Genomic DNA, 13086 nt, shown 5'->3' with positions numbered 1-13086 from the left:
ATGCTGCGCGATGCACTAGACGGCCTGACCGTCATCGACTTCACGCAGATCGGCGCCGGGCCGACCTGCACCATGCTGCTGGCCGACATGGGCGCCAGGGTCATCAAGGTCGAGCCGCCCGGCGGCGAACTGGGCCGCGGGCTCGGCCCCGGCTGGCTGGGCGACGACAGCGCGCTGTTCCACGGCTTCAACCGCAACAAGCTGGGCGTGGCGCTGGACCTGAAATCCCCCGAAGGTCTCGCCGTGGCGCGCCGGATGGCGGCAGAAGCCGACATCGTGGTGGAAAGCATGCGCCCGGGCGTGATGGATCGCCTCGGGCTGGGCCATGCCGAGCTGTCGGCGCTGAACCCGGCGCTGGTCTACTGCTCGATCTCCGCCTATGGCCAGGACGGCCCGTATGCCGGCCGTGCCGGCGTCGACGGCATCATCCAGGCCGATTCGGGGCTGATGAGCCTGATCGGCCTGCCCGACGGCGAGCCGTGCAAGGTGCAGGCGCCGGTGGTCGACGTGATGACCGGCTACGTCGCCTGCGTCGGTATCCTGGGCAAGCTGGCGCAGCGGGCACGCGACGGCCAGGGCGGGCATCTCGACGTCAGCCTGCTCAACGCCGCGCTGGCGCTGCAGCAATCGTCGCTCACCAGCTATTGCGCCGACGGGCGGCTGCCGGAACGGGCGGGCAGTGCCGCGCCCTATTCGGCGCCCAACCAGGCCTTCCGCACCGCCGACGGCTGGATCATGATCGCCGCTTACATGCCCGAGCGCTGGCGCCGGCTGTGCGACGTGCTGGGCCTGCCGGCGCTCGCCGACGACCCGCGCTTCGCCACCTCGCCGCTGCGCGTCGCCAACCGGGCGGCAATGGTCGAGGCGCTGACCAGCGTGTTGGTGACGCGGCCGACCGACGCGTGGCTGGCCGTGCTGCAGGACGCCGACATCCTGTGCGCGCGCGTGGCCACCTATGAAGACCTGATGGCGCACCCGCAGGTGGCGGCCAACCGCATGGTGCAGCGCATCCCGCACGAGACGCTGGGCGAGGTCCGCATGCCAGGCTTCCCGATCAATAGCGTCCAGGAAAACGCGCTGCCCGCGCGGCCGGCGCCGGCGTGCGGACAACATACGCAAACGGTGCTCGCCGGGCTTGGCTTTAGCGCGGCACAGATCGCCGCCTTGCAGGCGCGCGGCGCGGTCCATTGTGCCGATACCATCGAGGCACCGCTCACGGCAACGGCATCATGAACCGCGCCGACATCATCGCCGCGCTCCACGCCCGCCGCAGCGTGCGCGGCTTTCTCGATACGCCGGTACCGCGCGAGACCGTGGCGGCAATCCTGGCCGACGCGGCGCGCAGCCCGAGCGCGTCGAACACCCAGCCATGGCGGGTCTACGCCTGCGCCGGTGCCGTGCGCGACCGGCTCAGCGATGCCCTGCTGGCGCTGCACGACAGCGATGGCGGCGGCCATCGCGAGGAATACGTCTACTACCCGCCGGCGTGGCGCGAGCCCTACCTGGCGCGCCGCCGCACACTGGGCAAGGCGCTGTACGGCCTGCTTGGCATCCCGCGCGGCGACGCCGCCGGCATGGCGCGGCAGTATGCCCGCAACTACGCGTTCTTCGGCGCGCCGGTGGGGTTGTTCTTCACCATCGAGCGCGGGCAGGGACAGGCGGCGTGGCTGGACCTCGGCATGTTCCTGCATGCGGTGATGTTAGCGGCGCTGGGGCACGGCCTGGAAACCTGCGCGCAGCAGGCGTTCGCGCGCTACCACCGGGTCATCCGCGCGCAGCTTGCCATTCCCGACCATGAAATCCTGGTGTGCGGCATGTCGCTCGGACACGCCGATCCCGCCGAGCCGGCCAACCGGCTGCGTACTGCGCGCGAGCCAGTGGAGGGATTTGCCTGCTTCGCCGGCTGGTGACCGGCGAGCGCCGCGCTAGCTTTGCGTCTCGCACTGCGCCAGCAGCCACTCGCGGAACACCGCCATGCTGGCGCTTTCCTTGCGGTCCGCCGGCGTCAGCAGGTAGTAGGTGAAGTCGCCCATGTCGACGCTCTGGCGGAACGGCGCGACCAGCCGCCCGGCCTCCAGGTCTCCCGCGACCAGGAAGCGCTGGGCGATGGCGAAACCCTGCCCTTCCACTGCCGCCGCATAAGCCATGGCGGAACTCTGGAACGTCATGCCACTGCGCGCGTCGACCTGCGCGTCGGCGCGCGCCGCCTTCAGCCAGTGCGCCCAGTCGTCCGGACGCGCAATCGAATGCAGCAGCGTCTGGTGCTGCAGGTCGGCAGGCTTTTTCACCTTCGGGTTGCCGGCCGCAACGCTGGGGCTGCAGACCGGCACCAGGATGTTGGACACCAGCCGGTAGGTATTCACGCCGCTCCACTTGCCGTCGCCTAGGCGGATCGCGCCATCGATGTCTTCCTTGCGGAAATCGACCGGGTCCAGCGAGGCGGTCAGCAGCACCTCGATGCCGGGATTGGCCGCATGGAAGCTCGACAGCCGCGGGATCAGCCAGCGCATGGCGAAAGTAGTGTAGGCGCGCACCTTGAGCTGCTTGCGCCTGGCCCGCTTGCCGAGCCGCCGCGTGGCCTCGCGCAGGTCGTCCATGGCCCGGGTCACGGCGCGGTAGTAGTCCTCGCCGGTGCGGGTCAGCGAAATCTGCCGGTGGCCGCGATGCAGCAGCTGCACGCCCAGGCCTTCTTCCAGCGAGCGGATCTGGCGGCTGACGGCGCCCGGCGTCACGTGCAGCTCTTCCGCAGCGGTGGTGATGCTCAGGTGCCGGGCCGCCGCTTCAAAGGCGCGCAGGGCGTTCAGGGGAGGCAGTTTGTCCATGCCGGCGAGTCTGCCATACGGTTGAGAATTGCTCAATCGACATCGCTCGCATTTATTGACAACTTCTGGTTGTCTTTGAAACGGAATTACACCGCCTAGTGTTGCTGACCGAGCGCGCCTAAATTTGTCTCCGTGGCCCCCGCCATCAGACACCGAAGTCAAACCGAGCAAAGGAGATTCACCATGTCCGCCAACACCACCATCGCTGCCAACACCGCCACCAACGCCACCAACGTCACCAACGCCGCCGGCAAGGTCTGGTTCATCACCGGCGCCTCGCGCGGCTTCGGCCTGGAACTGACCCGCGCCGCGCTGGCCCGCGGCGACCGTGTCGTCGCCACCGCGCGCCGCCCCGAAACGATCACCGGCGCCGTGGGCGCGCATGACAACCTGCTGCCGGTGGCGCTCGACGTCACTAGCGAAGCGCAGGCCATCGCCGCGGCCGAGGCCGCCGTGGCCCGCTTCGGCCGCATCGACGTGCTGGTCAACAATGCCGGCTACGGCCTGCTGGGCGCGGTGGAGGAAGCGTCGGCGCGCGAAGTCGAGCAGCAGTTCGCCACCAACGTCTTCGGCGTGCTCAACGTGACGCGCGCGGTGCTGCCGCAGATGCGCCGCCAGCGCAGTGGGCATGTCGTCAATATCTCGTCGATCGGTGGCTATGCGGCCTATCCCGGCTGGGGCGTCTACGGCGCCACCAAGTTCGCGGTGGAAGGGCTGACCGAAGCGCTCGACGCCGAGCTGGCGCCGCTGGGCGTGCGCGCCACCGTGGTCGAGCCGGGCTTCTTCCGCACCGACTTCCTCGATGCCAGCTCGCTGGTCCGCGTCGGCACCGAGATCGCCGAATACGCCGAAACCGTCGGCGCGATGCGCGGCCACATGGCGTCGGCCAACCACCAGCAGCCCGGCGATCCCGCCAAGCTGGCTGTGGCGCTGCTCGCCCTTGCCGACAGCGACAACCCGCCGGTGCGGCTGCCGCTGGGCTCCGATACGGTGGCCCGCATCGCGGAAAAGAACCGCAAGGTGGAAAGCGAACTGGCGGCATGGCATGCCGTGGCGGTCTCGACCGACCACGCCAGTGCCTGATCTGTTGCGGCGCAGCAGTCTTATTGAATCCTGGATTGCTGCGCTACAGCCATGCGCGAGGCGCGGGTTGCCGGCCGGGCCCAAGCGCCGCATGCACCACTTCACACCCTTGCGCCTATCAGGCTTTGTCCCGATGCCGACACTGGCATATGTCGTTTCCGGCGAATTTCGCCAATAATGCCCTGACAGCCATTGCCGGACGAGAGAGCCACCATGCACGACAGTCCCGATGCCATCCGCACCGTTGCCCTGCTCGGGCATGCGGGGAGCGGCAAGACCTCGCTGGTCGAAGCACTGCTGCACAAGGGGGGTGCGCTGCACACCCCGGGCAGCGTGGAGCGCGGCTCGACCGTCAGCGACAGCGATCCGCTGGAGCGCAAGTACAAGCGCTCGCTCAGTTCCGCCATCACCCACGTCGACTTCCGCGACACCCGCATCTACCTGCTCGACACGCCGGGCTACCCGGATTTCTCCGGCCTGGCGATCAGTGCGCTGGCGGCGGTCGAGACGGCGGCCATCGTCATCAACGCGCAGACCGGGATCGAAATGACCACGCGCCGCGCCATGGCCTGGGCGCAGGCGCGGCAACTGTGCCGGATGATCGTTATCAACGGCATCGACGGCGAGAAGGTCGACCTGCCGGGGCTGCTGGCCGAGATCCAGGAGGCGTTCGGCAAGGAGTGCCTGCCCATCAACCTGCCGGCCGGAAACGGCGGCAAGGTGGTGGACTGCTTCTTCAATCCGGCCGGAGAGTCGGATTTTTTATCGGTGGCGTCGGCGCATGAAGCGCTGATCGACCAGGTGATCGAGATCGATCCGGAGCTGATGGAGGTGTACCTGGAGCAAGGCGAGGCCATCACGCCGGAGCAACTGCACGCGCCGTTCGAGCGTGCGCTGCGCGAAGGCCACCTGGTGCCGATCTGCTTTACCTCGGCCGCCACCGGCGCCGGTATCGCGGAACTGCTCGATGTCTTCGTGCGGCTGCTGCCCAATCCCACCGAAGGCAACCCGCCGCTGTTCTACCGCTCGACCGGCACTGCCGAGGATGGTACCGAGAAACGCAAGGCGGTGCGCGCCGAGCCGGTGCCGGACAAGCACGTGCTGGCGCATGTGTTCAAGGTGGTAGTCGATCCCTATGTCGGCAAGCTGGCGGTGTTCCGCATCCACCAGGGCACGGTCACGCGCGACAGCCAGCTCTATATCGGCGAGGGCCGCCAGCCGTTCAAGGTGGCGCACCTGCTGTTGCTGCAGGGCAAGGAGACGCAGGAAGTGCAGCGCGCCGGCCCGGGCAATATCTGCGCGGTGGCCAAGGTGGATGAACTCGGCTTCGACGCGGTGCTGCACGACGCCACCGAGGATGGCGACATCCACCTGACGCCGCTGGAGTTTCCCACGCCGATCTACGGCCTGGCGATCGAGCCGGCGCGGCGCGGCAACGAGCAGCGGCTGGCCGAGGTGCTGCACAAGCTCAGCGCCGAAGATCCCTGCCTGCGCATCGAGCATCCGGCCGGCACCAACGAGACCGTGGTGTTCGGACTGGGCGAGTTCCATTTGCGCTGCGCGCTGGAGCGTTTGACCGAGCAGTACAAGCTGGAAGTCGCCACGCGGCCGCCGAAGATCGCGTATCGCGAGACCATTGCCGGCAAGGCGGAGGGCCACCACCGCCACAAGAAGCAGACCGGCGGTGCCGGCCAGTTCGGCGAAGTGATGCTGCGCGTGGAGCCGCTGCCGCGCGGCGAAGGCTTCGAGTTCATCGATGCGGTCAAGGGCGGCGCGATTCCCGGCCAGTTCATCCCCGCAGTGGAGAAAGGCATCCGCCAGGTGCTGGAAAGCGGTCCACTGGCCGGTTTTGCGATGCAGGACGTGCGCGTGACCGTGTACGACGGCAAGAGCCACCCGGTCGATTCCAAGGAAGTGGCGTTCGCCACGGCCGGACGCAAGGCGTTTATCGACGCGGTGATGAAGGCGCGCCCCAGCGTGCTGGAGCCGATCGTCGAGATCGAGGTCACGGTGCCGGGCACCGCGATGGGCGATGTCATCGGCGACCTGTCCGCCAAGCGCGGCCAGGTGCATGGCACCCGCACCGGCGCCGCCAACAGCGTGATCGTTGCCGGGCAGGTGCCGCTGTCGGAGCTGAACGACTACCAGTCACGGCTGAACAGCATGACCGGCGGCCACGGCAGCTACACCATCCAGTTCAGCCATTACGACAACGTGCCGCCGGGACAGCAGGAGAAGATGGCGTCCCGCCACAAGGCGCAGCAGGACACCGACTGACCAGCCCGGTGCTGGCCTGGTTTTCAGTGCTGGCTGGCACCGGCCGCGCCGATGCCGGTCATGGCGCGCACGAACTGCGCGCCGTAGCGCTGGCGTTCGGCGCTCCCCCGCGCCGAGCGGTCCAGCACCGACACCAGCCAGGCGGCGGCAAAGGCCAGCGTCATCGAGAACAGCGCCGGGTTGGCATATGGGAAGATCGCCTGCTGGTGCTTGAGGATCCCCACCCATACGGTCGGGCCCAGCACCAGCAGCAGCACCGCCGACACCAGCCCCGCCAGGCTGCCGGCCACCGCACCGCACGTGGTCAGCCCCTTCCAGAACATCGACAGGAACAGCACCGGGAAATTGACCGACGCGGCGATCGCCAGCACCAGCCCGGACAGGAAGGCGATGTTCTGCTTCTCGAACATCACGCCCAGCACCATCGCCAGCAGGCCGATCACCAGCGTGGCGAGCTTCGACACGCGGATCTCGTCTTTCTCGCTGGCCTGCCCGCGGCGGAACACGTTGGCGTAGAGATCGTGCGACACCGCCGACGCGCCCGACAGCGCCAGCCCGGCCACCACCGCCAGGATGGTCGCGAACGCCACCGCCGAGATGAAGCCGAGGAACAGGTCGCCGCCGATCACGTGCGACAGGTGCACGGCCACCATGTTGCTGCCGCCGATCAGCTTGCCGGCCGCGTCCCGATAGGCCGGGTCCGCGCCCACCATCACGATCGCGCCGAAGCCCACCACCAGGATCAGCACGTAGAAGTAGCCGATGAAGCCCGTGGCGTAGAGCACGGACTTGCGCGCTTCCTTCGCATCCGCCACGGTGAAGAAGCGCATCAGGATGTGCGGCAGACCCGCGGTGCCGAACATCATGCCGACGCCGAGCGAGATCGCATCGATCGGGTTGGACACCAGCCCGCCCGGCGACAAGATCGCCGTGCCCTTGTCATGCACCCTGGCCGCGCTGGCGAACATGGCTTCGGGGCTGAAGCCGAAATAGGCCAGTACCATCACCGCCATGAAGGTCACGCCGCCGAGCAGCAGCAGCGCCTTGATGATCTGCACCCAGGTGGTGGCGAGCATGCCGCCGAACATCACGTACAGCACCATCAGCGCGCCGACGATGACCACCGCCGATTCATAGCTGGTGCCGAACAGCAGCTCGATCAGCTTGCCGGCGCCGACCATCTGCGCGACCAGGTACATGATGACCACGGTCAGCGTGCCGCACGCTGCGGTGATGCGCACCGGCTTCTGCGCCAGCCGGTACGAGACCACGTCGGCAAAGGTGTAGCGGCCCAGGTTGCGCAGCCGTTCGGCGACGATGAACAGGATGATCGGCCAGCCCGCCACCACGCCGAGCGCGTAGATCAGGCCGTCGTAGCCCTTGTCGAACATCATGGCCGAGATGCCAAGGAAGGACGCGGCCGACACCATGTCGCCGGCGATCGCCAGGCCGTTCTGGAAGCCGGTGAGGCCGCCGCCGGCCGCATAGAAGTCCGACGCCGAACGCGTGCGCCGCGCGGCCCAGCGGGTGATGCCGAGCGTGAACAGCACGAACAGCATGAACATGACGATGGCGCTCCAGTTCAGCGGCCGCTGCGCGGCCTCGCCCTGGATCGCGGGGGCTGCAGTGGCGGCGCTGGCTGCCAGAACGCACAGGGCGGCGCCGAGGGAAAGGTGTACCGGCTTCATGCTTCGCACTCCTTGCGCACGCGTTCGTTGAGCGGATCCAGGTCGCGGTTGGCGCGGTGGACGTAGATGGCGGTCAGCAGCACGGCGGCAACGATCACTGCAACGCCTACGGGGATGCCCACCGTCATGACGCCCCCGGCGACCGGCGTGCCGAGCGTGGCGGGCGAAAAGGCCAGCAGCAGGATGAAGCCGAAGTAGACCGCCAGCATGACCAGCGTCAGCGACCAGCCCAGGCGCGTGCGGCCGTGGATCAGGCGGATAAAGTCGGGGTGGTTCTGGATGGTTTCCAGTTGTCGCGCGTCCATGGTGTCTCCTTTGGCGCAGGGGGGGTGGTGTGGCGGCTCTGGTGGCTGCCATCAGTTTGGTTCTTGGTTGGGGGCGTCGATCTACCGACGGTTTGCTCCCCTCTCCCGCTTGCGGGAGAGAGGAGCCTATGCCAGCGGTGTGGGTGAAAAGCAGCGCCTCAGATCGCGCCAACCGGCTGCTCGTGTGTAACCTTCGGCCGCATGTCCACCACGCGCCTTGCCTTGCCGACCGTGGTGCGCTCGATCCCTGCAGCCGCCACCACCTGCACCCGCGTGGTCACGCCGACATAGGTCTTGATCTGGTCCTTCAGATCCCGCTCCAGCGCCGCCCGGTCATCCGCCGACAGCGACGCGGAGCGCTCGGGCCGCGCCTCGACCCGCACCTCCAGCTTGTCGAGGTGCCCGTCGCGCGTCACCACCAGCTGGTACTGCGGCGCCAGCGCCGGCGCCTTCAGGATCAGTTCCTCGATCTGCGACGGGAACACGTTGACGCCGCGGATGATCAGCATGTCATCCGAGCGCCCCGTGATCTTGCCGATGCGGCGCATCGAGCGCGACGTCGGCGGCAGCAGGCGCGTCAGGTCGCGCGTGCGGTAGCGGATCACCGGCAGTGCTTCCTTGGTCAGGGAGGTGAACACCAGCTCGCCCTCGGAGCCATCCGGCAACACCTCGCCGGTCACCGGGTCGATGATCTCGGCATAGAAATGGTCTTCCCAGATCACCGGGCCGTCCTTGCTCTCGATGCATTCGCAAGCCACGCCCGGCCCCATCACCTCGGACAGGCCGTAGATGTCCACCGCGTCGATGCCGGCACGCGCCTCGATCTCCGCGCGCATCGCGTCGGTCCAGGGCTCGGCGCCGAAGATGCCGACCTTCAGCGAGCTTTCCGAAGGATCCATGCCCTGGCGCTCCATCTCCTCGATCAGGTTCAGCATGTACGACGGCGTCACCATGATGATGTTGGGCTCGAACTCGCGGATCAGCTGTACCTGTTTCTCGGTCTGTCCGCCCGACATCGGGATCACCGTGCAGCCCGCCTTCTCCGCGCCGTAGTGCGCGCCCAGCCCGCCGGTGAACAGCCCGTAACCATAGCTGACATGGACCAGGTCGCCGGCGCGGCCCCCCGCGGCGCGAATCGAGCGCGCCACCACGCTTGCCCACGTGTCGATGTCCTTCGCGGTATAGCCGACCACGGTCGGCTTGCCGGTGGTGCCGCTCGACGCATGCACGCGCGCCACCTGCTCGCGCGGCACCGCGAACATGCCGAACGGATAGTTGTCGCGCAGGTCCTGCTTGGTCAGGAACGGGAACTTCGACAGGTCGGACAGCGACTTCAAATCGTCCGGGTGCACCCCGGCCGCCTGGAACGCCTTGCGGTAATGCGGCACGTTGTCATAGGCATGGCGCACGCTCCATTTGAGCCGTTGCAGCTGCAGCGCCTGCAGTTCGTCGCGGCTGGCGCGCTCGATCGGCTCCAGCTCATTGGGGTTGGGGTTGCGTTGCACCATTGTCTACTCCATCTCGTTATGATGGCGCCGCGTACGAAGGGGGGCCGGCGCCGGGGTACTGCAGGCCTTGCGATCAGATATGCGAGCGGCTCTGGACCACGCGGAAGCGGTTTGCGACGAAGGCCGCATCCGACAGCGATGCATTGGCCGCGGGGTTGGCGCCGGTAGCGTGGAAATCGCTGAACGCGGCCGACTGGTTGACGAACACGCCGCCGGTCAGGTTAAGCGACAGCGCCACGCCAGCGTCTTCCGCGGCATCGCGGATGGTTTCGGTCACGCCCGCGTCGGTGGTGTATGCGGACAGCGTCAGCGCGCCGTGTGTCTTCGCGCCGCGGTGCGCCAGTTCAATGCTGTGCGCCGTGTTGTCGGTCGCCACGACGAAGGAGATGGGGCCGAACAGTTCCTGCATGATCTTCGCCTCGTCGCTGGCATCGACCTTCAGCACCAGCGGCGTGCGGATGCGCGCGCCCGGAAACTCGGGATGTTCGAGCACACGGCTGTCGGCAACGATCTCGCCCAGCGCGCGCGACGCTTCGATCCGTTCCGCCACGCCGTCGTTCTGGATCGCACCGATCAGTTCGACCGCCCTGGCCGGATCGCTGGTCAGCTTGCCAACGGCCTCGCCGATCGCCGAGGCAACCTGGTCGAAGCTGATGCGCCCTTCCGGCGTGTCGATGCCGTCCTTCGACACATAGATGTTCTGCGGCGCCGTGCACATCTGGCCCGAGTACAGCGACAGCGAGAAAGCGATATTGCGCACCATGCCCTTGAAGTCGGCGGTGGAGTCGATCACGATCTGGTTGACGCCTGCCTTCTCGGTGTACACCTGCGCCTGGTGCGCGTTGCGCTCCAGCCAGTCGCCGTTGGCGGTGCTGCCGGTGAAGTCGATCAGGCGCACTTCCGGGCGCAACGCCAGCTTCGACGCCATGCGCTCGCTCGGGTCGTTGGCCACCAGCGTGACGATGTTCGGGTCGAAGCCGGCTTCTTCCAGCACTTCACGCGCCACCTCGACGGTGATCGCCAGCGGCAGGACCGCGCCCGGGTGCGGCTTGACCACCACCGCATTGCCGGTCGCCAGGCTGGCGAACAGGCCGGGATAGCCGTTCCAGGTCGGGAAGGTGCAGCAGCCGATCACCAGGCCCACGCCGCGCGGCACCACGGTGTAGCGCTTTTCCATGCGCAGCGGCTCGTTCTTGCCCTGCGGCTTCTCCCACGTGGCGAGCTTCGGGATGCGGCGCAGTTCGTCCCAGGCGTAGGCCACGGCTTCCAGGCCGCGGTCCTGCGCGTGCGGGCCGCCGGCCTGGAAGGCCATCATGAAGGCCTGGCCGGTGGTGTGCATGACCGCGTAGGCAATCTCGAAACTGCGGCGGTTCAGGCGCTGCAGGATTTCCAGCGATACGCCCACCCATGCCTCCGGTCCGGCCTTGCGCCATGCGGGCATGCCCCTGGCCACGCCGGCAAAGAGCTGATCGAGATCAGGCCGAGGATAAGTGATGCCCAGTTCCGGGCCATACGGCGAGACTTCCTTGCCGGCCTGGCCGACGGTGCCGGGCTGCGACAACGCGAACGGCTGGTCCAGGCGGGCCTCAAAGGCGGCCTTGCCATCGGCATTGGCGGTCTCGCCATAGACCTTGGGGCTCGGCATTTCAGCGAACGGGCTCCAGTAGCCGCGCGTGGCAATGGCTTGGGTGGCTTGTTCCAGCAGCGCCTGGTGGCGTTCGAAAAACGGGTGGGACACGGCTTGCTCCGGGGGCGAGATTGAATCTGGGTATTGGGAATGGCAGGAAAACGCTTCAGGTTTCCTGGTCGAAATCGATCACCAGCTTGTCGCTGACGGCGTAGCTCTGGCAGCTCAGGATGAAGCCGCGCGCGACTTCGTAGTCTTCCAGCGCGAAGTTGACGTCCATGTCGACCTCGCCTTCGATGCGCTTGCAGCGGCAGGTCGAGCAGACGCCGCCCTTGCAGGAGTACGGCAGCTCGATGCCCTGCGCCAGCGCGGCGTCTAGCACGGTTTCCTTGTTCTTTTCCAGCGTGAAGGAACGGGTGCGGCCGTCCTGGATCACCGTCACCTCGCACTGCTGCTGGCCGACCTGCTTGTGCGCATGCGCGGCGGGCCGCGCCGCGGGGATGCTGGTGGCGAACAGCTCGCGCTTGATGCGGGCCTTGTCGACGCCGTTGTCGAGCAGCGCCTGCGAGACTTCTTCCATCATCGACTGCGGGCCGCAGATAAAGGCGACGTCGATGTCCTGCGGCCTGACCCAGTGCTTGAGCAGCGCGTTGACCTTGCCGCCGTCGATGCGGCCGTTGAACAGGTCGATGTCGAGCTGCTCGCGGCTGAGCACGAACACCAGGTTGAAGCGCTGCAGGTAGGTGTCCTTCAGGTCTTCCAGCTCTTCCTTGAACAGCACCGACGACGAGGCGCGGTTGCCGTAGAACAGCGTGAAGCGGCTGTCCGGCTCCGCCTGCAGCGTGGTCTTGATGATCGACAGCATCGGCGTGATGCCGCTGCCGGCGGCAAAGGCGACGTAGTGCTTCGCGTGCGTGGCGGACAGCGGCACGTGGAAATGGCCGGACGGCGGCATCACTTCCAGCTTCATGCCCGGCTGCAACTGCTCGTTGGCCCAGTTGGAGAACAGCCCGCCGTCGACACGCTTGATCGCCACGCGCAGCTGCGCATCCTGCGCCGCCGAGCAGATCGAGTACGAGCGGCGCACGTCCTCGCCGTCGATACCGGTGCGCAGCGTCAGGTGCTGGCCCTGCACGTAGCGGTAGGCGTCGGCCAGTTCGTCCGGCACGGCGAAGGTCACGGCCACCGCGTCACGGGTTTCGCGCGTGACCGAGGCCACCGTCAGTTCATGGAATTTGCTCATCTCCCCACCTTTCCTTCTCAGTGAGCCTTGAAGTAGTCGAACGGCTCTTTGCAGTCGCCGCAGCGGTACAGCGCCTTGCACGCGGTCGAGCCAAACTGGCTGACCAGCCGCGTATGGCGCGAGCCGCAGTGCGGGCAGGCCACCACCAGGGCCGGCGCCGCTTTCCGGCTGATGCCGCTGATATCGATCACCTGCTGCGCCGGCGGCGCGATGCCATAGCCGGTGAGGCTGGCCTTGCCACGCGGGGTCATCCAGTCGGTGGTCCACGCCGGCGCCAGTTGCGTCCGCACGCGCACCTTGTCCACGCCCTGCGCGGCGAGCGCGCTTTCGATGCCTTCGCGGATCACGGTCATGGCCGGGCAGCCTGAATACGTCGGCGTGATGGTGACGACGCAGGCATCGCCTTCCCACGCCACGTCGCGCACGATGCCGAGATCCACCACGGAAATCACTGGAATCTCAGGGTCCGGCACCGCGTCGAGCCAGGTCCAGACCTGCTCCACGGCGGGACGCGCCAGCGCTTGCGCGGTCAT

The 13086-nt window shown here is 67.5% G+C and carries 11 protein-coding genes; 4 read left to right on the top strand and 7 right to left on the bottom strand.

Translation table 11 applies throughout. The features are described 5' to 3' along the window. A complete protein-coding gene (locus AC5WJ1_RS25105; RefSeq protein ID WP_494476644.1) occupies positions 1 to 1233 on the top strand; it encodes a CaiB/BaiF CoA transferase family protein in 1233 nt (410 codons plus the stop codon). After that, the gene (locus tag AC5WJ1_RS25100) at positions 1230 to 1910 is read left to right on the top strand and encodes a nitroreductase (RefSeq protein ID WP_133094290.1); all 681 of its coding nucleotides are present in this window, start codon (positions 1230 to 1232) and stop codon (positions 1908 to 1910) included. The genes AC5WJ1_RS25105 and AC5WJ1_RS25100 overlap by 4 nt, the downstream gene beginning before the upstream one ends. Before the next feature lie 15 nt (positions 1911 to 1925). On the opposite strand, the gene gcvA is transcribed toward AC5WJ1_RS25100, so the two are convergent. Next, positions 1926 to 2822 (bottom strand): transcriptional regulator GcvA, encoded by an 897-nt coding sequence (gene gcvA, locus AC5WJ1_RS25095; protein ID WP_135702982.1) that lies wholly within the window; start codon positions 2820 to 2822, stop codon positions 1926 to 1928. A gap of 183 nt (positions 2823 to 3005) precedes the next feature. Between gcvA and AC5WJ1_RS25090 the strand changes: the two genes are divergently transcribed. Both AC5WJ1_RS25090 and fusA read left to right on the top strand, forming a co-directional pair. Further along, positions 3006 to 3905 carry an oxidoreductase gene (locus AC5WJ1_RS25090; protein WP_135702983.1) on the top strand — a complete coding sequence of 300 codons (900 nt, stop codon included), beginning with the start codon at positions 3006 to 3008 and terminating at the stop codon, positions 3903 to 3905. 213 nt (positions 3906 to 4118) lie between these two features. Beyond that, on the top strand, positions 4119 to 6182 hold the full coding sequence (fusA, locus tag AC5WJ1_RS25085; RefSeq protein ID WP_133094287.1) for an elongation factor G: 2064 nt from the start codon (positions 4119 to 4121) through the stop codon (positions 6180 to 6182). 23 nt (positions 6183 to 6205) lie between these two features. Here fusA and AC5WJ1_RS25080 read toward each other — a convergent pair whose 3' ends face one another. The 6 genes from AC5WJ1_RS25080 to paaD form a co-directional block, all read right to left on the bottom strand. Continuing rightward, the gene (locus tag AC5WJ1_RS25080; protein WP_494476643.1) at positions 6206 to 7870 is read right to left on the bottom strand and encodes a cation acetate symporter; all 1665 of its coding nucleotides are present in this window, start codon (positions 7868 to 7870) and stop codon (positions 6206 to 6208) included. After that, the gene (locus AC5WJ1_RS25075; protein WP_135702985.1) at positions 7867 to 8175 is read right to left on the bottom strand and encodes a DUF485 domain-containing protein; all 309 of its coding nucleotides are present in this window, start codon (positions 8173 to 8175) and stop codon (positions 7867 to 7869) included. Before AC5WJ1_RS25075 ends, AC5WJ1_RS25080 begins: the two co-directional genes overlap by 4 nt. Positions 8176 to 8333: 158 nt before the next feature. Next, positions 8334 to 9683 (bottom strand): phenylacetate--CoA ligase PaaK, encoded by a 1350-nt coding sequence (gene paaK, locus AC5WJ1_RS25070; protein WP_135702986.1) that lies wholly within the window; start codon positions 9681 to 9683, stop codon positions 8334 to 8336. Positions 9684 to 9756: 73 nt separating this feature from the next. Beyond that, a complete protein-coding gene (gene paaN, locus AC5WJ1_RS25065; RefSeq protein ID WP_494476642.1) occupies positions 9757 to 11421 on the bottom strand; it encodes a phenylacetic acid degradation protein PaaN in 1665 nt (554 codons plus the stop codon). Positions 11422 to 11476: 55 nt separating this feature from the next. Then, positions 11477 to 12553, bottom strand: coding sequence for a 1,2-phenylacetyl-CoA epoxidase subunit PaaE (paaE, locus tag AC5WJ1_RS25060; protein ID WP_135702988.1), 1077 nt, complete (start codon positions 12551 to 12553; stop codon positions 11477 to 11479). Between the two features lie 17 nt (positions 12554 to 12570). Continuing rightward, complete coding sequence (gene paaD, locus AC5WJ1_RS25055) at positions 12571 to 13086, bottom strand: 1,2-phenylacetyl-CoA epoxidase subunit PaaD (RefSeq protein WP_133094281.1); 516 nt, start codon at positions 13084 to 13086, stop codon at positions 12571 to 12573.

The sequence above is a fragment of the Cupriavidus sp. MEYA8 genome, assembly GCF_059278825.1.
This window is presented reverse-complemented; position numbering and strand designations above follow the sequence as displayed.